18 protein-coding genes, 1 tRNA gene and 1 riboswitch are annotated in these 23,587 nt (G+C 64.5%); of the genes, 14 read left to right on the forward strand and 5 right to left on the reverse strand.

Features of this window, described 5'->3' with window-relative positions; translation table 11 throughout:
- Window positions 1-68: 68 nt before the first annotated feature.
- Window positions 69-1,541: an MORN repeat-containing protein gene (locus C8N34_RS19450; RefSeq protein ID WP_054303163.1), complete on the forward strand. Its 1,473-nt coding sequence runs from the start codon at window positions 69-71 to the stop codon at window positions 1,539-1,541.
- A gap of 37 nt (window positions 1,542-1,578) precedes the next feature.
- Here C8N34_RS19450 and C8N34_RS19455 read toward each other — a convergent pair whose 3' ends face one another.
- Window positions 1,579-2,919 carry an ATP-binding protein gene (locus C8N34_RS19455; protein ID WP_108130163.1) on the reverse strand — a complete coding sequence of 447 codons (1,341 nt, stop codon included), beginning with the start codon at window positions 2,917-2,919 and terminating at the stop codon, window positions 1,579-1,581.
- On the reverse strand, window positions 2,916-3,464 hold the full coding sequence (locus tag C8N34_RS19460) for a heme NO-binding domain-containing protein (RefSeq protein ID WP_108130164.1): 549 nt from the start codon (window positions 3,462-3,464) through the stop codon (window positions 2,916-2,918). The genes C8N34_RS19455 and C8N34_RS19460 overlap by 4 nt, the downstream gene beginning before the upstream one ends.
- Before the next feature lie 97 nt (window positions 3,465-3,561).
- Between C8N34_RS19460 and C8N34_RS19465 the strand changes: the two genes are divergently transcribed.
- From C8N34_RS19465 to C8N34_RS19475, 3 genes are all read left to right on the forward strand, one after another.
- Window positions 3,562-4,590, forward strand: a complete 1,029-nt coding sequence (locus C8N34_RS19465) for a lysine-2,3-aminomutase-like protein (protein WP_108130176.1) — start codon at window positions 3,562-3,564, stop codon at window positions 4,588-4,590.
- 59 nt (window positions 4,591-4,649) lie between these two features.
- Window positions 4,650-6,086: a hypothetical protein gene (locus C8N34_RS19470; protein ID WP_108130165.1), complete on the forward strand. Its 1,437-nt coding sequence runs from the start codon at window positions 4,650-4,652 to the stop codon at window positions 6,084-6,086.
- A 208-nt stretch (window positions 6,087-6,294) separates the two neighbouring features.
- A complete protein-coding gene (locus C8N34_RS19475; protein WP_108130166.1) occupies window positions 6,295-7,872 on the forward strand; it encodes a 2-isopropylmalate synthase in 1,578 nt (525 codons plus the stop codon).
- Window positions 7,873-7,926: 54 nt separating this feature from the next.
- Here the strand turns inward: C8N34_RS19475 and C8N34_RS27185 are convergent, their stop codons facing one another.
- Entirely contained in the window at window positions 7,927-11,673 is a 3,747-nt protein-coding gene (locus tag C8N34_RS27185) for a calcium-binding protein (protein ID WP_158640740.1), read from the reverse strand.
- Between the two features lie 165 nt (window positions 11,674-11,838).
- Between C8N34_RS27185 and C8N34_RS19485 the strand changes: the two genes are divergently transcribed.
- The 10 genes from C8N34_RS19485 (at window position 11,839) to C8N34_RS27320 (ending at window position 22,249) form a co-directional block, all read left to right on the forward strand.
- Window positions 11,839-13,230: an MATE family efflux transporter gene (locus C8N34_RS19485; protein ID WP_108130177.1), complete on the forward strand. Its 1,392-nt coding sequence runs from the start codon at window positions 11,839-11,841 to the stop codon at window positions 13,228-13,230.
- Window positions 13,231-13,238: 8 nt separating this feature from the next.
- A riboswitch (glycine riboswitch) is annotated at window positions 13,239-13,341 on the forward strand.
- 165 nt (window positions 13,342-13,506) lie between these two features.
- A complete protein-coding gene (gene gcvT, locus C8N34_RS19490) occupies window positions 13,507-14,625 on the forward strand; it encodes a glycine cleavage system aminomethyltransferase GcvT (protein WP_108130168.1) in 1,119 nt (372 codons plus the stop codon).
- A gap of 15 nt (window positions 14,626-14,640) precedes the next feature.
- Complete coding sequence (gene gcvH, locus C8N34_RS19495) at window positions 14,641-15,000, forward strand: glycine cleavage system protein GcvH (protein ID WP_054303172.1); 360 nt, start codon at window positions 14,641-14,643, stop codon at window positions 14,998-15,000.
- A 107-nt stretch (window positions 15,001-15,107) separates the two neighbouring features.
- On the forward strand, window positions 15,108-17,945 hold the full coding sequence (gene gcvP / locus C8N34_RS19500; protein WP_108130169.1) for an aminomethyl-transferring glycine dehydrogenase: 2,838 nt from the start codon (window positions 15,108-15,110) through the stop codon (window positions 17,943-17,945).
- A gap of 275 nt (window positions 17,946-18,220) precedes the next feature.
- Window positions 18,221-18,766 (forward strand): AzlC family ABC transporter permease, encoded by a 546-nt coding sequence (locus C8N34_RS19505; RefSeq protein ID WP_242013850.1) that lies wholly within the window; start codon window positions 18,221-18,223, stop codon window positions 18,764-18,766.
- Window positions 18,763-19,074, forward strand: a complete 312-nt coding sequence (locus C8N34_RS19510; RefSeq protein WP_054303174.1) for an AzlD domain-containing protein — start codon at window positions 18,763-18,765, stop codon at window positions 19,072-19,074. The genes C8N34_RS19505 and C8N34_RS19510 overlap by 4 nt, the downstream gene beginning before the upstream one ends.
- A gap of 65 nt (window positions 19,075-19,139) precedes the next feature.
- Entirely contained in the window at window positions 19,140-19,577 is a 438-nt protein-coding gene (gene trxC, locus C8N34_RS19515; RefSeq protein ID WP_170120566.1) for a thioredoxin TrxC, read from the forward strand.
- Window positions 19,578-19,670: 93 nt separating this feature from the next.
- On the forward strand, window positions 19,671-21,806 hold the full coding sequence (locus tag C8N34_RS19520; RefSeq protein WP_108130171.1) for a calcium-binding protein: 2,136 nt from the start codon (window positions 19,671-19,673) through the stop codon (window positions 21,804-21,806).
- Between the two features lie 112 nt (window positions 21,807-21,918).
- Window positions 21,919-21,994 (forward strand) — tRNA-Ala (locus tag C8N34_RS19525).
- Between the two features lie 93 nt (window positions 21,995-22,087).
- A complete protein-coding gene (locus C8N34_RS27320) occupies window positions 22,088-22,249 on the forward strand; it encodes an integrase core domain-containing protein (RefSeq protein ID WP_199750708.1) in 162 nt (53 codons plus the stop codon).
- A gap of 85 nt (window positions 22,250-22,334) precedes the next feature.
- Here the strand turns inward: C8N34_RS27320 and C8N34_RS19535 are convergent, their stop codons facing one another.
- Together C8N34_RS19535 and C8N34_RS25990 are read right to left on the reverse strand one after the other, a co-directional pair.
- Window positions 22,335-22,652, reverse strand: a complete 318-nt coding sequence (locus C8N34_RS19535) for a hypothetical protein (protein WP_145693652.1) — start codon at window positions 22,650-22,652, stop codon at window positions 22,335-22,337.
- A 283-nt stretch (window positions 22,653-22,935) separates the two neighbouring features.
- The gene (locus C8N34_RS25990) at window positions 22,936-23,394 is read right to left on the reverse strand and encodes a hypothetical protein (protein ID WP_145693651.1); all 459 of its coding nucleotides are present in this window, start codon (window positions 23,392-23,394) and stop codon (window positions 22,936-22,938) included.
- Window positions 23,395-23,587: the final 193 nt, after the last annotated feature.

Genomic DNA, 23,587 nt, shown 5'->3' on the forward strand with positions numbered 1-23,587 from the left:
GTCTTGCTTTCTAGCAGACTGACGGCCAAGGAAAAGGAGGAAGCGGCACAGGGATCCGGGGGGCGAGGATGCGGAAGCGGTTCGGGATGGGCATGGGCGCAGCGGGGCTGGCGATGGCACTGGCCTTGCCGGTCGCGGCGCAGAACACCTCCGATGTGCTGGTCAAGCAATATGATGACGGTTCGGTCTACGAGGGGCAGTTCCTCAACGGGCGGCAGCACGGGCAGGGCACCTACCGGCTGACCAATGGATTCGAATACAGCGGCGAATGGGTCGAAGGTGAGATCCGTGGCCGCGGCACTGCCCGCTATCCCAATGGCTCGGTCTACGAGGGGGATTTTCTCGGGGGCAAGCCCTTTGGCAAGGGCAAGATCACCTATGCCGACAACAGCACCTATGAAGGCGACTGGTCGGACGGCAAGATCACCGGCAAGGGTGTCGCACGCTATGCCGATGGCTCGGTCTACGAGGGCGATTTCGTTGATGCGGTGCATGAGGGGCAGGGCAAGCTGACCTCGGCCGAAGGGGCGGTTTACGAAGGCGGCTGGCTCAGGGGCATGAAGGATGGGCAGGGCAAGCTGACCTACCCGGACGGCACCGTCTATGACGGGGGTATGAAGGCGGGCAACCGCGACGGCAAGGGCAAGCTGACCATGCCCGACGGCCTGACTTATGAGGGCGATTGGGCCAAGGGACAGATCAATGGTCTGGGCAAGCTGACCCAGCCCAATGGCTCGGTTTACGAAGGCGCCTTCGTGGAGGGCGAGCGTCAGGGTCGTGGCAAGATGACCTACAAGGACGGCTCGGTCTACGAAGGTGGTTTCAGGGGCGATCAGCGTGATGGCAAGGGCGTGTTTCGCACCGCTGATGGCTACAGCTATGATGGTGACTGGGTCGCGGGCCGGATGGAAGGTGCGGGGCGCATGACCTATGCCGATGGCTCGGTCTATGAGGGTGCGTTCAAGGCCGACAAGCCCGAAGGACGCGGTCGCATCACCTATGCGGATGGTTCGGGCTATGAGGGCGACTGGGTCGCGGGCGAGATTGCGGGGCAGGGCCGGGCGACCTATGCCGATGGCGCAGTCTATGAAGGTGCCTATGCTGATGGGCAGGCGCAGGGCGAGGGTGTGCTGACCCGGCCTGACGGCTATCGCTACGAAGGTGACTGGGTGGCGGGCAAGCGCACCGGCGAGGGCATTGCGACCTATGCGGATGGCGCGACCTATACTGGCGGTTTTGTCGATGGTGCCCGGCAGGGCAAAGGCAAGATGACCATGGCCGATGGTTTCAGCTATGAGGGCGACTGGGTGGCGGGCGAGATGACCGGGCAGGGCATCGCGCGTTATGCCAATGGCGACGTCTATGAAGGCGCTTTCGTCAAAGGGCGGCGCGAGGGGCAAGGAATGTTGCGCTATGCCAATGGCCGTGAAAGCTCGGGCCAGTGGCTGAATGGGATTTTGGTGGCAGCACCGGAGCCCGCCCCGGCCGACGCCTCGACTGAGCCTGCGCCGGGTGACGCTGCCGCGCCAGCGGGCAACTGAGCCGCGCGCTTTCGGACTGGCGTGGGTGAGTGCAGCGTCAGCCATCTCTCGCCGCAATCTGACAAAGAGCAGCCAGAAGCCTTTGCCGTGAAAAGGGTTTTGCCACATGGCCGGCAAAGCCTTGCGCTGCATAAGCCTCGACCTGATGGCGCATGGCATTGGCGGTGATCGCCAGCGCAGGCACGGCGGGCCAGCCCGAGGCGCGCTCCGCCTCGCGGATCGCTCGCAAGGCGGTCACGCCATCTACGACCGGCATCGAAATATCCAGCAGAATCAGATCGAACCGCTTTTCCGATGCGCGGGCGATAGCCTGACGGCCGTCACAGACCAGCTCAACCGATATCCCGCAGGGGGCCAGCATTGCCGCAAGGATCTTGCGGTTGGTGGCATTATCATCTGCGGCAAGCACCTTCAAACCGGGCAGCAGGTCAAGCGGCAGATCTGGTGGTGCAGGCTCCGGCGGCACCATCGGCATATCCTCTGCCTCTGGCAGGGGGAGGGTCACGCGGATTCGGGTGCCGAAGCCGGGTTGCGACTGCGCGCTCACCTCGCCCCCCATCATCCCGACCAGTTTTTTGACGATGGCCATACCCAGCCCGGTGCCCCCGAAGCGGCGGGTGATGGTCGGATCGGCCTGCTGGAAATCCTCGAACATGCGGGCAAGCTGGTTTGCAGTCATACCGATGCCGGTATCAGTGACATCCAGCGTGACGGGTCGCCCCGGCGGGCAGGTCATCAGCACCCGGATCTCGCCGGTTTCGGTAAACTTGATCGCATTGCCCAGCAGGTTATGCAGGATCTGCGCCATACGATGCGGGTCGCCCAGTCGCAACCGCGCGGCATCGGCGCTGGCAAGGATGGCGAAGGACAGCCCCTTTTCCTGCGCGCGCAGGGAATAGAGCGCCTCGACCCGCGCCACCACATCCGCCGGACGAAAGGCCGAGGTTTCCAGTTCCATATGGCCCGCGTCGATCTTCGACAGGTCCAGAATGTCGTTCAGCACCCGCAGCAGCGTTTCACCGGATTCGCGGATCGTGGCCACCATGGCGCGCTGTTCGGGCGGGTCGATGAGAGGCTCCAGCAGTTCGGCCATGCCCAGAACCCCGTTCAGCGGTGTGCGGATCTCATGGCTCATGTTGGCCAGAAACAGGCTTTTCGCCGCGTTCGCGGCCTCGGCCTGCTGGCGGGCGCGTTCCAGATCGGCGGTGCGCAACCGCACTTCGGTTTCCAGATTGCGGGCCTGACCTTCCAGCGCGCAATTGGCCTCGTAAAGCTCGCGGCTTTTCTGTTCGAGCAGGGCCTCGGCCTCTTCTCGCGCGCGTCGTTCCCGGTCATAGCGACGGCGTGACACCTGATCGGGCGGTGGAAGCACGGTCATGGCGTGTCGTGGCGGATGGTGAATTCGGCCCGCGCCTGACCGGGGGTGGAAAGATCGCGTGTGGTGATGGTGGCGGGCCTGCCGAAATGATCGACACAGCCCTCGATCAGCCCGGCACAGAATGGCACCAGCGGGCGGGTGGAGCTGTAATCCATCCGCAACTCGCCTGGGCCGAGCCTTTCTGTGGCGAATGTCGGCAATTCGGCGCCGGGATAGATCTTGCGCACCTCCACATGCACCTCGCCCTCGATCGCCTCCAGCATGGCCAGCACATCGGGTTTGTCCTCGAAGAAGGCGGGATAATAGGTTTTGAAGGTGTTCATCATCCAGTGGCCGAAGCGGCGTTGCAGTTCCTCGCCCGGCAGGCCGGTCACGCGCGAGAAGGCGCCCACCAGCGCGACCAGATCGGCGCAGGGGTAATCCCCCACGGCGGAAAACGCACCGCCGGTGGACAGCGGCGTGTCGTCCAGAACCTCATCCACCACGGCCTCGCCCAGCAGGTTTTCGGCCATTTTCAGCAGTTCGACAAAAACGATTCCCTTCATCGCCGTCACCCTTTCGTGCGTTCCGCCCCAGTCCTGCATGGCAGAGGTTGACAAACCGCTAAGCCGCGCGCATTTCGCCGGGCTTTCCGAAGGGGCGATGGCGATGAAGGCTCTGACCACTGTGAGCGACCTGGCGGCGGCGGGGCTGGTGGAGCCCTCGGCGGCGCTGGATGCCGTGGCGGAGCGGTTTCGCATCCGGCTCAGCCCCGCAATGCGCGCGCAGGCCGGGTCGGCGGGTGTCGCGCGCCAATTCGTGCCGGATGTGGCGGAACTGCTGATCCGCCCGGAGGAGCGCGCCGACCCCATCGGTGACCGTGCCTTCAGCCCGGCGCCGGGCCTGACGCATCGCTACCCCGACCGGGTAATCCTTGCCGTCACCCAGACCTGCGAGGTCTATTGCCGCTTCTGTTTCCGGCGCGAGACGGTGGGCGCGGCGGGCGCATTGCCCGAGGCCGGTCTGAACGCGGCGCTGGCCTATATCGCCGCCACGCCCGCAATCCGCGAGGTCATCCTGACCGGCGGCGATCCGCTGTCCCTGTCAGCGCGGCGGCTGGGGGCCGTGCTCGACCGGCTGGAGGCGGTGCCGCATGTGGAAACCCTGCGCATTCACAGCCGGGTGCCGGTGGTCGCGCCGGAGCGGATGGATGCGGCCATGCTCGCGGTGCTGGACCGCGAGAAGCCCGTGCATCTGGTGATCCATACCAACCACCCCGATGAGTTGGGTGAGCCCGCGCGGGCCGTGCTGCGGCGGCTGAACCGCGCCGGGGTGGCGATGTTCTCGCAATCGGTGCTGCTGCGCGGCGTGAATGATGATACCGACACGCTGGAGGCGCTGTTCCGCGCCCTGATCCGCAACCGGGTAAAGCCTTACTACCTGCATCACTGCGATCTGGCCGAGGGCACCAGCCATTTCCGCACCACCATCGCCGAGGGCCGCGCGCTGATGGCCGAGCTGAAACGCCGCCTCTCGGGCCTCGCGCTGCCGTCCTATGTGCTGGATATTCCGGGCGGCGCGGGCAAGATCGCCCTGACGCCGGGCATGGCGGAGGAGGTCGCGCCGGGCGAATGGCGAGTGACGGACCGGCTGGGCGAGGTGCATCGCTATGACGACCCGGCGCGCGACTGACACCGCTTGCAGGCTGACCCGCGCCGCGCCACAACTATGGGGTGCAAGTGAGATCCACCATGCCCCGTATCCCCTCTGTCGCCGCGTTTCTGAAGCCTGACAACGGCTATGAGCCGACCGAGGCGGAACGGCGGCTGATTGCGGCATGTCAGAAGGGGGAGCATTGCATCCTCTCCGATGAGCGTCCGACCGGGCCGACCGACGCCAATGTCGTTCGTGCTGACCTGATCCGCCTGCTGATCCTCGGCGGCACCAAGGATTGCGGGCTGCATGAGAGCGGGGTCTGGCTGGAAGGCGGTTGGGTTACGGGGATGCTGGATTTGAGTCATTCGATCGGGCGGGGCAAGCTAGTTCTTGACGAGGCTATTTTTGAGAAGGCACCAGTCCTCTCTTACGCACAATTTGATCAGGTGAGTTTTGTGCGCAGCAAACTTCCGGGGCTTCATGCCGAGTGCCTGCAAGTCAAACATAACCTGAGCTTCGCTGGTGCTATGATAAGAGGTTGTATAAATCTTATGAACGCAGTTGTGGGCGGCCAGATTTCTTTGACTGGGGCCAATTTGGATGCTGGTGGCACCTATGCCGTGCTCAAGGCCCAGGGACTCCGGGCGGGAAGCCTGATCTTTAGGGATATCAGGGAGTCCAATGGCGCCATAGAACTCGTGTCGGCACATGTGAGCGATCTGGTTGACGAGCCTAAAAGTTGGAACCAGTTCGCGGGCAAGATACACTTGATCGGCTTTTCTTATGATCGGTTAGTAGATGTTTGGAAAACAAAAGAACGTCTGAATTGGCTGGCAAGTTTGAAAGGCGTTCACTTTTCTCCCCAACCCTACACCCAGCTTGCCAAGACCCTCGCTGCAATGGGCCATAACCGAGCGGCGCGGCGGGTGCTTTATGAGCGGGAGGAAATTCTGGGGCAGGAGCAGTTGCGTGAGGGTCGCAAAAAGCTGAGCGAACTCTGGCGCGGCAGCCGCGGCGACAGTGCGGCGGCGCAGGAGGTGCGGGCGGATATTGGTGAACACTGGTGCCGCATGCGGTTTTGGCAGGCCACGCATTGGCTAATCGGGCGCGTTGTCGGGCATGGCTACCTGCCGGAGCGAGCGCTGATCGTCTCGCTCAAGGTGCTGACCGTGGCGACGCTGGGCTATTTCATCGTCTGGCGGGCCGGGGGCATGGTGCCCAATTCGGATGTGGTGATGACCTCGGCGCAATGGGCGCAGGCCATGGCCGAGAACCCCGCCGCCCCCGCCCATGCCTGGGAGCATCTGGGGGCGGGGCAGCATTATGAGACCTTCAACGCCTTCGCCTATGCGGCCGATGTTTTCGTGCCGCTGTTCGATCTGGGGCAGGAAAGTGCATGGGCGGCGACCACCGCCAACTTCCTTGGCACGATGGCATGGGGGGCGAAATGGCTCCTGCAAGGCATGGGCTGGCTGGTCTCGGCGCTGGGGGTGGCGGCGATTACCGGGATCATGCAGAAGGACCGGGACTAGTGCATTTCCTCTTTTCTTTCCCGTCCCGGCCGTTATAGTCGCGCCCCATGAACACGGGCTTCCATATCATTTCCTATGCGCCGCTGTGCGCCTCGGCCGCCCGTGGCCTGCTTCTCCTTAGCTGCCTCTGAGCGTGCCTTCGGGTGCGACCGCTCGGAGGTGACCAGCACCCAGGGATCGAAGCACCAGAATTCTCAAGGACAAGCACATGACCGACAGCAGCGCACAACCCCGCGTCGTGATTTTTGATACCACCCTGCGCGATGGCGAGCAGTCGCCTGGCGCCACCATGACCCATGAGGAAAAGCTGGAAATTGCCGGCCTCTTGGACGAGATGGGCGTCGATGTGATCGAGGCGGGTTTTCCCATCGCCTCGGAAGGCGATTTCAACGCGGTGACGGAAATCGCGAAACGCGCGAAAAACAGCACGATCTGCGGGCTGAGCCGGGCGAATTTCAAGGACATTGACCGCTGCTGGGAGGCGGTGAAACATGCCGCCTCGCCGCGTATCCATACCTTCATCGGCACCTCGCCGCTGCACCGCGCCATCCCGAACCTGACCATGGATGAAATGGCCGAGCGCATCCATGAAACCGTCACCCATGCCCGTAACCTGTGCGACAACGTGCAATGGTCGGCGATGGACGCGACGCGGACGGAACATGATTACCTGTGCCGGGTGGTGGAGATCGCGATCCGCGCCGGCGCGACCACCATCAACATTCCCGATACCGTGGGCTATACCGCCCCGCGCGAAAGTGCCGATCTGATCCGCATGCTGCTGGAGCGTGTGCCGGGCGCCGACGAGGTGATCTTTTCGACCCACTGCCACAATGATCTGGGCATGGCGACGGCGAACAGTCTGGCCGCTGTGGAAGCGGGTGCGCGGCAGATTGAATGCACGATCAACGGTCTGGGTGAACGCGCCGGCAATGCCGCGCTGGAAGAAGTGGTGATGGCGCTGAAGGTCAGGAATGACATCATGCCCTATGCCACCGGCATCGATACGACCAAGATCATGCATATCTCGCGCCGTGTCTCGACCGTTTCGGGTTTCCCGGTGCAGTTCAACAAGGCGATCGTCGGCAAGAACGCCTTCCTGCACGAAAGCGGCATCCATCAGGATGGCGTGCTGAAGAATGTCGAGACCTTCGAGATCATGCGCCCCGAAAGCATCGGCCTGACCGCGAAGAACATCGCAATGGGCAAGCATTCGGGCCGCGCGGCGCTGCGCGCCAAGATGAAGGAACTGGGCGTCGATCTGGGTGACAACCAGCTGAATGACCTGTTCGTGCGCTTCAAGGCTTTGGCCGACCGCAAGAAAGAGGTCTATGACGACGACCTGCTGGCGTTGGTGAAAGACGCCGATACGCATGAGGCGCATGACACAATTCAGGTGAAACGTCTGCGCGTTGTCTGCGGCACCGACGGCCCGCAGGAGGCGGAGCTGACGCTGGTGATTGACGGGGCGGAGCACAGCATTGACGCCACCGGCGACGGGCCGGTCGATGCGGCGTTCAACGCGGTCAAGATGCTCTACCCTCACAAGGCGCGGTTGCAGCTGTACCAGGTGCATGCGGTGACCGAAGGCACCGATGCGCAGGCCACGGTCAGCGTGCGGATCGAAGAGGAAGGCCGGATCGCCACCGGTCAGTCCGCCGACACCGATACGGTGGTGGCCAGCGTCAAGGCCTATGTCAACGCGATCAACCGCCTGATCGAACGCCGGAAGAAATCCAACCCCGGCGATGATGTGAAAACGGTGGATTACCGCGACGCCGGCTGATCGGCAGGGCAGAGCAAGAAGGGGCGCCGGTGCAGAACCGGCGCCCTTTTTGCATCAGCCCAGAAGGTCGAAATGCCCGGCGGTCAGGTCCAGCCCTGCGCCGATCATCGCGATCAGTTTGCGTCCGCCCGCGCCGCTGCCGTTGGTATCGAAGAACAATCCACCCGTGCCGCTGTCATAGATCAGCCGGTCATCGGCATCGACCTTCGCGCCGGGCACGCCAATGATCCTGAAGGCATTTTCTTCCAGTTTACCGTGGAGAGACCGGAACGCGCTGCCCGCAAGCGCGATACTGTCGGCCCCGGTGTCGAAATCGGTGATGCGGTCGACATTTCCGGGTTTCAGCGCCGTATCGAAGACAAAGACATCCGCCCCGGAGCCGCCGGTCAGCACATCCTTGCCGGTGCCCCCTGTCAGCCGGTCATTCCCCGCCCCGCCCGTGAGCGTATCCGCCCCGCCAAGTCCGGACAGATGGTCGCCACGGCCGCCGCCCTCCAGCCGGTTGGCGGCAGCATTGCCGGTAATCCGGTCGGTGCCGCTGCCCCCTGTGACATGTTCGATCCCGCGCAGGATGTCGGTGCCGATGCCCTTGCCGCTGGCCTGCCCGTCCGCAGTGCCCGCGCCGAGGGTGACTGTCACCCCCGCCTTTACCCTGCCATAGGTCACCAGATCAGCCCCGGCGCCGCCGTCGAAAATGTCATTCCCGCCGGAAGAGCGGAAGGTATCCGCGCCGCCCAGACCCATCAGCCGGTCATCGCCCTTGCTGCCCGCCATCACATTGGCACTGCTGTCGCCGCGCGTGACCTTCATGCCGACCAGCGTCGCCATGCCGCCACTGACCTCGACCGCCAGTTCTGTCTTCGACAGGCCCGAAAGGGTGAAACTGCGCAGCCCCGCGCCGGTATCGTAGCGGAACAGGCCTTTGGCCGAAAAGGTGAAATCCTCGATCTGGCCATCTGTGCCGAAGGTATGGGCAGAGCCCAGTTCAAGCCGGTCGCCCGTGCCGAAACCGTCGATGCGAAAGCTGATGCCGGTGGCCCAGCCATCGCGGGCGCGCACGGTTTCGCTACCGTTCCCGGTGATGGTGACGCGGTCGTTTGCAGTGCCGTTCAGCAGCAGCATGCCGCCTGCCGAAACGCCAAGACGGCCCGCGCCGGTCAGATCGTCGTGCAGGTCGAGCGTGCCGCCGCGCGCCTCGATCACACCCTCGTTGCGCAACGTGCGGCCTGTGTCGAGCGTCAGGGTCTGGCCGGTGGTGGCGCGGATCGTGCCGCCTGCGGTATTGGCCAGTTTCAACTCGGCGGCGCCTTCCAGCGACCCGATGAAGCCGCCCCCAGTGATGGTATTGCCGTTGGTCAGCAGGGCCACGCTGGCGCCGCTGCCGGTCAGGCTGTCCTGTCCGGTCAGACCGTCCATCACAATGAGACCCTTGCCGGTCAGCGCGGCGCCCTTCGCGTGGATGGCCAGACGGGTGCCGCCCGCCTCGTCAAAGCGGATCTGGCCGGTGCTGCCGATTTCACCGCGCAGGGTGGTGGTGCCCATGACGCGGAACAGGCCCTGTAGCTTCAGCGCCCCGGCGCTGCCGTCCAGCCCCGCGCCGCTGTAACCAAGGATTTCGCCGCCATTAACCGTTGCCAGTGTGCCGCCCTGCACCGTCAGGCTGGCGGTGCCGCCCGCGAGTTCGACCCGCGCACCCGCCGCACGCAGCGTGCCGCCCTGATTGGCGATCACGGCGGCCATGTCGCGCCCGGCGTCATTCACCCCCACCGCAAGCTGCAAAAGGCCGCCTTTCAGCGCCTCTGCCAGCCCGTCATTGCGGAAGGCGGTCAGCCCTTCCAGCCGCAGCGTCTGACCTTTCAGATCGGCGCTGATCCGGCCTGCGTCCGCATTGGTCAGCGACAGGCCATAGCGGAAATAGCCGGCCGCACCCGATCCGGCCCAGAGGCTGCCGATGGTGCCCGCGCCGTGCAGCCAGTTGTTGATATTCTCCAGCGTGGCCTCACCGCCCTGCGTCGCCCCCCGGATCTCGCCGCCGGGTGTGCCGGTTTCGGCCAGCCGTACCTCGCCCTTGCCTGCCAGCCGCGCCGTGTCCTCGATCAGCAGGCGCTGAGTGCGGGCGGTGTCGAAATGCAGATCGCCCTTGTTGTCGATCTGGCCGGTGAGTGTGCCGCCGCCCTGCACGCGGATATCGCCCAGCAGGGTCACGGCCCCGCGCGCCGTGCTGCCATCCAGCACTGCATTGGCGTTCATCAGATGGACTTCGCCGCCCGCGCGCCCCTCCAGCGTGCCGCCCTCGACTGTCATGGTCTGGCCGTTGCCCTGAAGCTCTGCCCGCGCTGCGGTGCCGGTGGCGAGAATGCGGCCCCCCTTGTTGTCCAGCACCTGCGCTTCATCGGCATAATCCGTCGCCACATCGCCTGATCCGGCGGCGATGCGCAGGGTCGCCCCGGTCTCGGCTCGCAGCAGCCCGGCGTTGCGGAAAGTCTCCAGCCCTTGCAAGGTCAGGGGCGCGCCCGCCACATCCGCCGCGATGATGCCATCGGTGCCGTTTTCCAGTGACAGGCGGATTGCCACAGACTGACCCATGCCGATGGCGGCCTGCTGCCGGCCGATCTGGCCCGCGCCGTGGATCAGATTGTCCTCGTTCACCAGAAGGCCCGTTTTCGCGCTGTCTGCCCCCTGAACCAGCGCATTGCGATACTGGGTGCCGGACTCCACGTCGAAGGCCAGTTCCACCGCGCCCCCGCCGCGCAGCGTCAGGTCTGTCGCTGCCAGCTGGCCTGAGTAGCCGTCCACCTGGATCGTGCCCCGGTTCACGATCTCGCCCGCGAGTTCCAGCATCTGCGTGGCGCGAACCTGCCCGCCCGCGTCGATGGTCAGCGCGCCCGCGACCGAGCCGCCGTCCAGCGTGGTATGGAAATTCGCGGTCTCGATCCGCCCGCCGCCGGTCGTTGCCAGATGACCCCCGGCGATGCGTCCGTCATGCAGTCGCAGCACAGAGCCTGCGCCATCGGCCCGCAGTTCTGCCCCGGCGGTCTGTTCCAGCAGCGGCACTTGCAGATACAGTGTGCCGCCCCCGCTGGCCCGCATGATACCGGCATTCGTCGTCGGGTTCGCCCCGGTCACATCGGCGCTGTAAAGATGCAGCCGCACCCCTGCGACATTGGCATCGACCAGGCCGCCGGTGGCATTATGCAGAACCAGATTGCCGCCCGGATCGCCAAGGTTCTTGTTGTAGCCGATGGTGCCCGCGCCTTCGATGGTGCTGAAATTCTCCAGCACCGCGAGACCGTCATCCCCATCCATCCCGGTCAGTTGCGTGGACAGGCTGTTCGAGGTGCCGCCTTCCAGCCGCGACCCCAGCACCAGCCGCCCTGCGCCGGTCAGCGTGGTGGTGCCATCGCCCAGCCTCAGGGCCGAGGAATTGTTGTTCTGCGCGTCATCTGAAAGAATGCGGATGGTGCCCGCATTGTCGATGCTGCCGCCCAGCACCGTCATGTAGTCAGTCAGCAGGGACCAGCTTCCGGCATTGCTGACATCGCCGTGGATGGTCAGGTTCGAACTGTAGCCTTCCAGCGCGGCGCCCGTGAGGATGTCGAGATTGCGGATGTTCAGCGACTCGCCCGCCAGTGTGGTCTCGACAATCTGCGCAAGGCTGCCCGCGCCCGCGCCGCCCAGGCGCACATCTGTTTCGTCGTCCGGAACCGTCGCCACATCGAAATTGGTTCCGACGATTTCCTGTTCCTCGTCCAGCAGAACGGCTGTCCAGGACAGTCCGCGCACGCCCGTGAATACAGCCATCCCACCCTCCCGCCGAATGCTGATCATCCGGTAAATTCCGCCGATGCTGACATAGGGCGGGGATTCCGGCAATCGCCGTTTCGGAGGGGCGGGCCGGCCCGTCCGGGCTGGACATTTCCGCTCGGTCGGCGCTGACTGGCGCCGCGAACGGACAGGGACGGGACGATGGCGCAGGCGCGGTTTGTGGAGGGCAATCTGTTTGCCCATGTGGCGGTGATGTCGCTGACCTCGTCGGTCGGGCTGATGGCCATTTTCGTCGTCGATCTGATCAACATGGTCTACATCTCCTGGCTGCGCGATCCCGAGGCGACGGCGGCTGTGGGCTATGGCGGGGCGGTGCTGTTTTTCACCACTGCCTTCGGCATCGGCCTGTCGATCGGTGTCTCGGCGCTGACCGCGCAGGCAGTGGGCGCGCGCGACCCGGTGCTGGCGCGGGACAGGGCGACGCAGGGCCTGGTGCTGGGGGCGCTGTTCGGCATCGTCTTTTCGGCCGTTGTCTGGTTTTTGCTGCCGCAGATCGTGGACCTCCTGGGGGCGACGGGCCGCACGGCGGAACTGACGCTATGGTTCCTGCAACTGGTGACGCCCGGGCAGCCGCTGCTGATGATCGGGATGATCGGCGCGGCGATCCTGCGCGCGCATGGCGAGGCGCGGGCGTCGATGATGGTCACGGTCTGGGGTGCGGTCGTGCTGGCGGCGCTGGACCCGGTGCTGATCCTGTGGGCTGATCTGGGGCTGACCGGCGCCGCCATTGCGGGCTGGGGATCGCGCATCGCGATGGTGGTCATGGCGCTTTGGCCGATCTGGCGGCGGCATGGTGGCTTCAGCCCGGTTTCGGCGCCCAGCCTGCGCGGGGCGGTCGCGCCGCTGTCGGCCATCTCCGGCCCCGCGATCCTGACCCAGCTTGCCACCCCTGTGGGGCAGGCGCTGGTGACGCGGATGGTCGCGGGCTATGGCGAGGCCGCCGTGGCGGGCATGGCCATCGCGGGGCGGCTGACGCCGGTCGCCTTCGGCATGATCTTTGCTCTTGCGGGGGCCATCGGCCCGATCATCGGCCAGAATCTTGGTGCGCGCCGGATGGACCGCGTGCGTCGTGCCTTCTTTGACGCCATCCGGTTCACTGGCCTTGTGATCCTTGGCATGTCGGCACTGCTGTTTCTGCTGCGCGCGCCCATCGCCGCGTTGTTCCATGCTGAGGGGCTGACCCGCGAACTGGTCTTCCTGTTCTGCGGTCCGCTGAGCCTGCTGTTCTTCTTCAATGGCTTGATCTTCGTGGCGAATGCCGCCTGCAACAATCTGGGCGCTGCGTTTCAGGCGACGCTCATCAACTGGGGGCGGCATACCTTGGGCACGGTGCCCTTTGCCTGGTGGCTGGGGCAGAGCTATGGCCCGCAAGGGGTGCTGATCGGGCAGGCGGTCGGCGGCATCGTTTTCGGGGTGCTGGCTGTCTGGCTTGCTTTGCGCGTGATTGACCGGCGTATGCTGGCCATGTCGGAAATGGTTGGCATACCGTCGGATACGAAATTTCCCTTGCCTCCGACGGGGCGGCTGGGCTAGCAGTGAACTTGTCAGGATCGGGAGAATCCGGCGGGGGTCACTCACCTCGGAGCCGGTGCCGAAGGAGCAACCGCCCCGGTAAACTCTCAGGCGACAGGACCGTCTTGGCAGAAGACTCTGGAGAGTGGCGCGCGACGCGCCCGCCGAAGGGATAACGATCTCAGGCGTCCGAAGCCGGCATGGCAAGGGCAGGGACAGAGGGGGCACCGCACGACAGGGGTTGGCCTGTCGACAGGTGCCGGACCTATGCGATGACCGGCGGAAGAGGAGGCGCGCGTGAGCGACCTTTTGCGGCTGGGTCTCAATGACCTGCATGAGGAACTGGGCGGCAAGATGGTGCCCTTCGCGGGCTATTCCATGCCCGTGCAATACCCGATGGGGGTGCTGAAGGAACATCTTCACACCCGCGCGGCTGCGGGGCTGTTCGATGTCAGCCACATGGGACAGGTGATCCTGCGGCCCAAAGGCAGCTACGAGGCCACCGCGCTGGATTTCGAGCGGCTGATGCCGGTCGATGTGGCCGGGCTGGCCGAGGGGCGGCAGCGCTATGGCCTGTTCACCAATGACGCGGGCGGCATTCTGGATGACCTGATGTTCGCCAATCGCGGCGATCATCTGTTCGTCGTGGTGAACGCCGCCTGCAAGGCCGCCGACATCGCGCATATGCAGGCGCATCTTTCCGCCACCACCGAGGTTCTGCCGGTGACCGACCGCGCGCTGCTGGCGCTGCAAGGCCCGGCGGCGGAGGCCGCGCTGGCGCGGCTGGTGCCGCAGGTGGCTGCGATGCGCTTCATGGATGTGGCGCAGGTGCCGACGGTGTTCGGCGAGCTGTGGATCAGCCGCTCGGGCTATACCGGCGAGGATGGCTATGAAATCTCGGTGCCAGATGGCGGGGCCGAGGGGCTGGCCCGCGCGCTCCTGGCGATGGCGGAGGTTGCGCCCATCGGGCTTGGCGCGCGCGACAGCCTGCGGCTTGAGGCCGGACTTTGCCTTTATGGGCATGACATTGACGAGACGACTTCGCCCGTCGAGGCCGGTCTGACCTGGGCGATCCAGAAGGCCCGTCGCACGGGCGGCGCCCGCGAAGGCGGCTTCCCCGGTGCCGCGCGCATCCTGCGTGAACTGGCCGAAGGTCCGGCCCGCCGCCGCGTCGGCCTGCGCCCCGAGGGCCGCGCGCCGATGCGCGAGGGGGTCGAGCTTTACGCAGGCGAGACCGCCGTGGGCCGCATCACCTCGGGCGGGTTCGGGCCTTCAGTCGAGGCTCCGATTGCCATGGGCTATGTCACGGCGGACCACGCCGCCACCGGAACCGCCCTCGCGGGCGAATTGCGCGGCAAGCGCCAGCCGGTGACGGTGGCCGACATGCCGTTCCAACCTACCACCTACAAACGCTGAAACAGGGCTAAGACAATGAAATATACCAAGGAACACGAGTGGCTGCGCGTCGAGGGCGATGTTGTGGTGGTCGGCATCACTGAACACGCGGCCGAGGCGCTGGGCGATGTGGTTTTTGTCGAACTGCCCGAGCCGGAAACGCAAGTCGGCGCCGGGGATGAGGTTTGTGTGATCGAAAGCGTCAAGGCAGCCTCGGACATCCTCGCCCCGGTCGAGGGCGAGATTGTCGCCGTGAACGAGAAACTCGCCGACAACCCCGGTCTGGTGAACGAAGACCCGCTGGGGGAAGCGTGGTTCTTCAAGATGAAGCTCGATGATCTGAGCGTGCTCGACGATTTCATGGACGAGGACGAATACAAGGAACTGATCGGCTGAGGCCGGTTGGCTGAAGACGGCAAGGGCGGGGGCGCCGCCCCTGCACCACCACGTTATTTCGGACCGAAAATGGGAGCGCGGCGGCATGGTCCGTCGCGGGATGTGACATGACCTTCACACCGACCGACTACAACCCTTACGATTTCGCCAACCGCCGTCATATCGGCCCGTCTCCGGCCGAGATGACGGATATGCTGAAGGCCGTGGGCGTGCCCACGCTGGAGGCGCTGATCGACGAAACCATCCCCGCCTCAATCCGGCAGGAAACGCCCCTGGGCTGGGCGCCCTTGTCCGAGCATGAGCTTCTGGCGAAGCTCCGCGGGGTGGCGGCCAAGAACCGGGTGATGACCAGCCTTATCGGGCAGGGCTATTACGGCACCGTGACCCCGCCCGCGATCCAGCGCAACATTCTGGAAAACCCGGCCTGGTATACCGCCTATACCCCCTATCAGCCCGAAATCGCGCAGGGCAGGCTTGAGGCGCTGCTGAACTATCAGACCATGGTGGCCGATCTGACCGGGCTGCCAGTGGCGAACGCAAGCCTCTTGGACGAGGCGACGGCGGCGGCCGAGGCCATGGCCATGGCCGAGCGCGTGGCGAAATCGAAGGCCCGCGCCTTCTTCGTCGACACGCATTGCCACCCGCAGACCATTGAAGTGATCCGCACCCGCGCGCTGCCGCTCGGGATCGAGGTCATCGTGGCAGACCCCGAGTTCCTTGAGCCGGAAAAGGTGTTCGGCGCGATCTTCCAGTATCCGGGCACCTGGGGCAATGTCCGCGATCTGGAACCCTGGATCGACCGTTTGCACGCCGCGAAGGCGGTGGCCGTGGTGGCGACCGACCTGCTGGCGCTGATGATGCTGAAAGCGCCGGGCGAGATGGGGGCCGACATCGCCGTGGGCTCCGCGCAACGCTTCGGCGTGCCGATGGGCTATGGCGGGCCGCATGCCGCCTTCATGTCCTGTAAGGACGACATGAAACGCGCCATGCCGGGGCGGATCGTCGGTGTCTCCATCGATGCGCGGGGCAACAAGGCCTATCGGTTGAGCCTCCAGACCCGCGAACAGCATATCCGGCGGGAAAAGGCGACGTCGAATGTCTGTACGGCGCAGGCGCTGCTGGCGGTGATGGCCAGCATGTATGCGGTGTTCCACGGGCCGGTGGGCCTGCGCGCCATTGCCGAACGGGTGCATTCCTATACCGTGCGGCTGGCCAGTGCCCTGCGCGAGGCGGGGGCGGTGCTGCCGCAGAAGCATTTCTTCGACACGATCACGGTGAATGTGGGCGTGGGGCAGGCCGGTATTCTGGCCGCCGCGCGGCTTGAGGGGCTGAACTTCCGCAAGGTGGGCAATGACCACGTTGGCATCAGCCTGGACGAGACCACCAACGAGGACGTTCTGGCCCGTGTGCTGCGCGCCTTTGGCATCCATACCGCGCCGCCGGTCAGCGCCGACCTCGGCTTCCCCGAGGCGATGCTGCGGACATCCGAGGTGCTGACCCATCCGGTCTTCCACATGAACCGCGCGGAATCCGAGATGATGCGCTACATGCGGCGTCTCAGCGACCGTGACCTCGCGCTGGACCGGGCGATGATCCCGCTGGGGTCGTGCACGATGAAACTGAACGCGGCGGCCGAGATGATGCCGATCACCTGGCCCGAGTTTTCCAGCCTGCACCCCTTCGTGCCGGCGGATCAGGCGGCGGGCTATCACGAGGCGATTTCCGACCTGTCGGAGAAGCTGTGCGAGATCACCGGCTATGACGCCTTCTCGATGCAGCCCAACAGCGGTGCGCAGGGCGAGTATGCCGGGCTTCTGACCATTCAGGCCTATCACCGGGCAAGGGGCGAAGAGCATCGCGATGTCTGCCTGATCCCGGTATCGGCCCATGGCACCAACCCGGCCTCTGCGCAGATGGCGGGGATGAAGGTGGTGGTGGTGAAATCCTCGGCCAATGGCGACGTGGACGTCGAGGATTTCCGCGCCCGCGCCGCCGAGGCGGGCGACCGTCTGGCGGCCTGCATGATCACCTATCCCTCCACCCATGGCGTGTTCGAGGAAACCGTGCGCGAGATCTGCAAGATCACGCATGAGCACGGCGGGCAGGTCTATATCGACGGCGCCAACATGAATGCCATGGTGGGTCTGGTGAAGCCGGGCGAGGTGGGCGGCGACGTCAGCCACCTGAACCTGCACAAGACCTTTGCCATCCCGCATGGTGGCGGCGGGCCGGGCATGGGGCCGATCGGCGTGAAGGCGCATCTGGCGCCCTATCTGCCGGGGCACCCCGAGACGGGAGGCGCCGAGGGGCCGGTTTCGGCGGCGCCCTACGGCTCAGCAAGCATCCTGCTGATTTCATGGGCCTATTGCCTGATGATGGGCGGTGCAGGGCTGACGCAGGCGACGCGCGTGGCGATCCTGAACGCGAATTACATCGCGGCCCGGCTGAAGGGTGCCTATGAGGTGCTGTTCATGGGCAACCGGGGGCGTGTGGCGCATGAATGCATCCTCGACACCCGGCCTTTCGCGGAAGCGGGCGTGACGGTGGATGACATCGCCAAGCGTCTGATTGATAACGGTTTCCACGCACCGACGATGAGCTGGCCGGTGGCGGGCACGCTGATGGTGGAGCCGACGGAGAGCGAGACCAAGGCCGAGATCGACCGTTTCATTACCGCGCTGCTGGCGATCCGCGCCGAGATCAAGGCGGTGGAGGCGGGCGAGATTTCCGCCGAGGACAGCCCGCTACGCCATGCGCCGCATACGGTGGAAGATCTGGTCGCCGACTGGGAACGGAAATACCCGCGCGAGCAGGGCTGCTTCCCGCCCGGGGCCTTCCGGGTGGACAAATACTGGCCGCCGGTCGGGCGGGTGGATAACGTCTATGGTGACCGCAATCTGATCTGCATCTGCCCGCCGGTTGAAAGCTACATGGCGGCGGAATGAAGGCGCCCGGCCGCCCGGCTTTTGCGCGGGGCGACCGGTGTTTTCTGAGTATTTGGGCAAGAAGCAAATGCAGGGCTGGACGCGGAAGCGTCTGGCCTTTAGCTGCATCCGGGTCGGTCTTGGGGGTGTGATGCGGCAGGGGGAAAGCGGGTTCGCGGCGGGGCTGATGGCGGCGCTGCCGATTGTGCTGGGATATTTTCCCATTGCCTTTTCTTTTGGTGTGGCCGGAACGCGGGCGGGGCTTGGCTTTGCCGAGGTGATGGCCTTCAGTGATCATGTATTCCGGCGCGGCGCAGTTTCTGGCCGTGGCGCTGGTTTCGGGCGGGGCGCCGCTGCTGGTGTCAGTATTCACGCTGGTGGCGATGGGCTTGCGCCATCTGGCCTATGGTCCGGCCCTTATGGCGGCGGCGGGGCATGAACAGGCGACGCGGCGCGCCTGGGCCTGGGCCTTCGGGCTGACGGACGAGGTGTTTGGCACTGCGCTGGGCGCGCTGTCGCGCGGGCGGCGGTTTTCGGAGCCGTTCATGTTCGGGCTGGGGCTGGCGGCCTATGCCGCCTGGGTTTCGGGCACCGCTGCGGGGGCGGCGGCAGGGGGCGGGGCACTGGCGGCCTATCCGGCGGTCGAGGCGGCGCTGGGCTTCATGTTGCCCGCGCTGTTTCTGGCGCTTCTGCTGTCGATCCTGAGCCGGGCGCAATTGCCGGTGATCGCGGTGGCGGCGGCAGTGACCATCGGGGTGACGCTGCTGCATTCGGCGACCTCAGGGATTCTTTCCGGGATGGTGGCCGGGGCTCTGGCCGGGTTGCCGCGGGGGCGGGCATGAGGGCTGAGGTTCTGGCACTGGTGGTGTCCGTAGGCGCGGCGACATGGGCGTTTCGCTATCTGCCGTTCCGGCTGAACCTGTCGGCGCTGTCTGCGGGGGGCTGGCCGGGGCGGATGCTGGCCGCGATCGGCCCGGCGGCGATTGCGGCGCTGTTTGCCGTTTCGGTTCTGCCCCTGCTGACGGGCGGGGCGCAGGCGGCGTTCTGGGCGGGAACGGTGGCGGTGATCGGCCTGTGGTTCTGGCGCCGCTCGGTCGTGCTGGCGACCCTGGGTGGGGCGCTGGCCTATGGCGTGGTTTTCGCAATCTAGGCCCCTTGCGGGTGTTCGGGGTATCGCCAATATATTCCGCAACGGGAATATGAATGGAGGCTCCGATGGAAGCCGTGAAACTGGCCTGTGCTACCTGCGGGCAGATGAACCGGGTGCCCCGCGACCGTCTGTCGGCCGCGCCGAAATGCGGCAGTTGTGGCGAGCCGCTGGACGATGGCCGCGTGCACGAGCTGGATCGGCTGAGCCATGACAAGGCGGTGCGGGGTGATGACCTGCCGTTGCTGGTGGATTACTGGGCGCCGTGGTGTGGCCCCTGCCGGGCGATGGCGCCCGAATTCGCCAAAGCGGCGAAGGCGCTGGCCCCCGAGGTGCGTCTGGCCAGGCTGAATACCGAAGATCACCCGGATATCGCCGGACGTGCGCGGATTCAGGGTATTCCGGCGCTGGTGCTTTACCATCGCGGGCGCGAGGTCGCCCGGCTGGCGGGGGCACGGCCTGCGGCTCAGATCGCGGATTTCGTGCGGCAGAACCTGCGGCCCTGAGTCGCCGTCGGCATGTAGGCCGATTTGATGCAGGCCAAGGCGGCCCCCTCGAATCAGAAATATAATCATATTCGGATTTGATGGGAGGTTGCTATGGCAGATGTCACGATTACCAACAGGGCGGCCGATCTTGTGACCGGCGGGGTGAACGACCGGCTGACCTATATCTATGATGCCGAGACAAATGATGTCTGGCTCAATACCCTGAGCCCGGCGGGCTCGGGGGCTGAACATCCCGCATCGGGCTACGAGGGCAAGTTCGACGGGATGGGGGGCAATGACGCCTTCTTCGCGGGCTTCGGCCATTTCACCTTCATCGACCGGGCCGGGGGAAATGATTCCATCGTCACGGGCGACGGTGATGACAATCTGATCGGTGGCGCGGGCGATGACAGCCTTTATGGCAATGGCGGGCGCGATACCGTCGATGGTGGTGCGGGCACCGACCGCTGGCAGGCCAATGTCAGCTGGTTCAGCGGCAATGTGACCGTGAACATCAACGCGATCTCTTCCTTCGCCGACGGGGCCGAGGTGCGCAATGTCGAGGCGCTGGACCTGACGACCGGCGCGGGCAACGACGTCATCACCAACCATGCCAGCGGTGTGGGCTATGATGTCGTCTCCACCGGGGCGGGTAATGACCGTATCCGCATCTACATGGGCGCCACGGATCAGGTGTTCGGCGGCGCGGGCAGTGATGTGCTGGAGGTGATCTATGCCCAGCCCACGAATGACGTCTGGCTGAACAATCTGACAGCGGACGAGGGCGGCGGCTACAGTGGCACCTTCAACGGCATGGGGGGCAATGACCTGATCTTCACCGGCATCGAGCGGTTCCGCTTCGAGGATCGCTCGGGTGGCAATGACAGCATCCATACCGGCGACGGCAATGACACGCTGCTGGGCCGCGCGGGTGACGACACGCTGATGGGCGGCGGCGGGCAGGACCGGATTGATGGCGGGGCCGGCGGGCTTGATTTCTGGCAGGGCCGACTGGGCGACGCAACAGCGGCGCTGAAGGTCAACCTGAACGGCACCTCGAAAACCCTTGGCGGTGGCTGGGTGAAGGGGATCGAGGGGATGGATCTTGAAACCGGCGCGGGCAATGACGCGCTGATCGTGCACCGGACCGCGAACATGAGCGATGTCCTGAGTTCGGGCGCGGGCAATGATACGCTGACCTTCTGGGATGGCGGAACGGATCAGGCCAATGGCGGAACCGGCGCCGATCTCCTGCGCTATACGGTGGAGGAGTTCGGGGGTGGTGTCTGGCTGGAGGGGCTGACCGCCGGACGGGACGGCTACAGTGGCCGTCTGAACGGTCTCGGCGGCAATGACCTGTTCTTCACCGGGATCGAGCGTTTCCGCTACGAGGATCGCGTGGGGGGCGATGACATTCTGGTCTTCGGCAAGGGCAACGATACGGTGCTGGCCGGGGCAGGCAACGATCTGGTCGATGTCGGGCGTGGGCGGGATCAGGCGAATGGCGGTGACGGGACTGATTTCTGGACCGCCGATCTGCATATCGCCAGCAAGGCCATCCGCATCGACCTCAACAAGGTCTCCACATACCTGGTCTCGGGCAAGGTGCAGGGCTTCGAGGGGATGAACCTGCAAACAGGCCGTGGCAATGACCGCGTGACCGGCCATGACACCGGCGCAATGGGTGACGTCATCGACACGGGGCGGGGCAGTGATGTGATCGCCCTGCATGCCGGAGGCACCGATCAGGTCAATGGTGGGGCAGGGGTGGATACGTTGATCCTCACCTATGCAATTGCAACCAATGATGTCTGGCTGCGCAACCTGACCGCGACAGAGGGTGGCGGCTGGAGCGGGCAGTTCAACGGCATGGGCGGTAATGATGTCAACTTTACCGGCATCGAGAAATTCGCCTTCTACGATCTGTCGGGCGGCAACGACATCATCCAGACGGCGAGCGGCCGCGACACGATCTCGGGCGGGCTGGGTAATGATGACCTCACGGGCGGCGGTGGAGCGGATCGCTTTGTCTATGACCGGCTGGCCGATGAGGGCGACGATGTGATCCGCGATTTCACCGACCGGGTGGACCGTATCGTCCTGTCGGGGGGCAGCTTGGCGGCTGTGACCATCGAGGCGGTGAATGACGGCGCGGATACCCGCATCACGCTGGACAGCGGCACCACGATCCTGCTGGAGGATGTGGCTGCGGGCAAAATCGGCAGCGCCGATTTCCTGTTCGGCTGAGCCCTTCGCATGGGGCCGCGTCAAAGCGGCGCGGTCCCATATGGCCCCATGAAAAACGCAGCCTGTCCGCTTGACATTCCGCGCATCATCAGCCAGATAGCCCTCAGGTCGAGGGGCAGTAGCTCAGTTGGGAGAGCGCGTCGTTCGCAATGACGAGGTCAGGGGTTCGATCCCCCTCTGCTCCACCATGACCCAGATATAAGGCATTGAAAATGGGCCGCTTTTGCGGCCCATTTCATTTTCTTCCCACCGATTTTCCCTCCGGCTAGGATTCATCGCATATGGTCGCGGGAAGGCTCACCTGTGTCCATCGCCAACGCTTCGACAGCATCCAGCACGCAACCCGGGCTATCGGCGACTGGATCAGCTTCTACAACAACCGCCGCCCTCATCAGGCGCTTGCCATGCGCACGCCGGCCGAGGCATTCAGATTAGCAGCTTAACCTGAGCAGATTCCGCTGGGTCGATACATTGCGCACGTATCTTCGCAGTTTACTCAACAAGAACTAATCTGGTACGCAGCGGAATTCAACGAATCCCCAAGAACCTCTGAAGCCAATTTACTTGACACGCAAGCTCTTGCATCTTGACGAAGTTCCTAACTGTTTGTTCTTGGCCTTCCTTGCTACTGCGCGGAAGAAAATCCAAATATGCGCTTTTTACGGTGTCCAAAAGAATTTCCTTGCGCATGGCATTGGCGAGATTGCCATCGGCGTCGCTGTAAGCGGCATCGTACAAGCTGAGAGCGTCGCTTTGAGGTATCACCGACTGTCTAAGACGCATGATCATCTCAAAGTCAGGTTTCATGGCCTCACAAGCCTGCTCGGCAGCTTTTACAGGATCCATGACATCCTCCGCACAGGCCGATATGGCAGAGAAAATCAGAGTGAAGGCTATAAGGAGTGACTTCATGCTAAGCCTTTCGACGGCGTGAGGAAGCGGGTCGCCGAAGTATCATGGGGAGGTACGGCAAATTATTGGCCGGGCGGCGACTTTTTAATGGTGTTTCTCCCACGATATGCTGGGGCGGATTAGGACGCTAACCTCTCGGAACCTGTCATGTTGGTCTGGTGACTGTCGTGACTCGTTATAACCGGTTATGGCAGGGGCAGGCCATGAAGCCGAACCCTCAGTCTTGTAGAACGATCAAGTTGGTGAGTGCCGACTGATATTTTGCCGAAAGCCCATACCAACTTTGTTGACGGCGAACGATCCGCAGAACGCCTTGTCGCTTAAGTTTCCGAACCGCTGCCAAGAGTTCCGGGTTGCCATCGGGCACAACACGCCGGAAGTGGCGTAAGCCGTCCAGCACAAGTGCAGCAATGTTCCGGTCTGGGTGCGAGGCTTCTATCGCCCGTAGCAGGTCTGCCGTGGTGGCCTGTGTCGTAGCTAGCAACGGTGGTGAGACCTCCCTGAACAGTTCCGTAAGCCGTTGAGATGCTAATCCGATAAGAACTTCGGTCAGGGCGGCAAGGGCCGCACGGCTTGCCAACCGCCTGCGCCCGTTTGCCGCCGTAATTGCGTCTCGCCCAAATGACACCTCGAAACGCACCCGCCTGTTGGTTTTGGCGTAGACCCGCAGCCACATCTTCCTCCCTAGATCCAGTTGAACCGATCGGCTCTGTTGGATCACTTCCGAGACGGGCAGAACGACAGCCCGCGCGGTTGCGCGGTGGTGGTTGACGAGGCTCTGTTGCACAAACCCCTGTGGGATTCATCTCATGAATCCAGCGTGGTAGCTGGGGTGCATGAGCAGACCTACATCCCCGACCTACAAGACC

Source organism: Gemmobacter caeni, assembly GCF_003054195.1.
Classification (GTDB): domain Bacteria; phylum Pseudomonadota; class Alphaproteobacteria; order Rhodobacterales; family Rhodobacteraceae; genus Gemmobacter; species Gemmobacter caeni.

What these genes read in the sequence shown, in the direction of transcription:
- C8N34_RS19450 (WP_054303163.1), top strand. Translation starts at nt 69, where the DNA reads ATGCGGAAGCGGTTCGGGATGGGCATGGGCGCAGCGGGGCTGGCGATG.
- C8N34_RS19455 (WP_108130163.1), bottom strand. Translation starts at nt 2,919, where the DNA reads ATGACCGTGCTTCCACCGCCCGATCAGGTGTCACGCCGTCGCTATGAC.
- C8N34_RS19460 (WP_108130164.1), bottom strand. Translation starts at nt 3,464, where the DNA reads ATGAAGGGAATCGTTTTTGTCGAACTGCTGAAAATGGCCGAAAACCTG.
- C8N34_RS19465 (WP_108130176.1), top strand. Translation starts at nt 3,562, where the DNA reads ATGGCGATGAAGGCTCTGACCACTGTGAGCGACCTGGCGGCGGCGGGG.
- C8N34_RS19470 (WP_108130165.1), top strand. Translation starts at nt 4,650, where the DNA reads ATGCCCCGTATCCCCTCTGTCGCCGCGTTTCTGAAGCCTGACAACGGC.
- C8N34_RS19475 (WP_108130166.1), top strand. Translation starts at nt 6,295, where the DNA reads ATGACCGACAGCAGCGCACAACCCCGCGTCGTGATTTTTGATACCACC.
- C8N34_RS27185 (WP_158640740.1), bottom strand. Translation starts at nt 11,673, where the DNA reads ATGGCTGTATTCACGGGCGTGCGCGGACTGTCCTGGACAGCCGTTCTG.
- C8N34_RS19485 (WP_108130177.1), top strand. Translation starts at nt 11,839, where the DNA reads ATGGCGCAGGCGCGGTTTGTGGAGGGCAATCTGTTTGCCCATGTGGCG.
- gcvH (WP_054303172.1), top strand. Translation starts at nt 14,641, where the DNA reads ATGAAATATACCAAGGAACACGAGTGGCTGCGCGTCGAGGGCGATGTT.
- gcvP (WP_108130169.1), top strand. Translation starts at nt 15,108, where the DNA reads ATGACCTTCACACCGACCGACTACAACCCTTACGATTTCGCCAACCGC.
- C8N34_RS19505 (WP_242013850.1), top strand. Translation starts at nt 18,221, where the DNA reads ATGTATTCCGGCGCGGCGCAGTTTCTGGCCGTGGCGCTGGTTTCGGGC.
- C8N34_RS19510 (WP_054303174.1), top strand. Translation starts at nt 18,763, where the DNA reads ATGAGGGCTGAGGTTCTGGCACTGGTGGTGTCCGTAGGCGCGGCGACA.
- trxC (WP_170120566.1), top strand. Translation starts at nt 19,140, where the DNA reads ATGGAAGCCGTGAAACTGGCCTGTGCTACCTGCGGGCAGATGAACCGG.
- C8N34_RS19520 (WP_108130171.1), top strand. Translation starts at nt 19,671, where the DNA reads ATGGCAGATGTCACGATTACCAACAGGGCGGCCGATCTTGTGACCGGC.
- C8N34_RS27320 (WP_199750708.1), top strand. Translation starts at nt 22,088, where the DNA reads ATGGTCGCGGGAAGGCTCACCTGTGTCCATCGCCAACGCTTCGACAGC.
- C8N34_RS19535 (WP_145693652.1), bottom strand. Translation starts at nt 22,652, where the DNA reads ATGGATCCTGTAAAAGCTGCCGAGCAGGCTTGTGAGGCCATGAAACCT.
- C8N34_RS25990 (WP_145693651.1), bottom strand. Translation starts at nt 23,394, where the DNA reads ATGTGGCTGCGGGTCTACGCCAAAACCAACAGGCGGGTGCGTTTCGAG.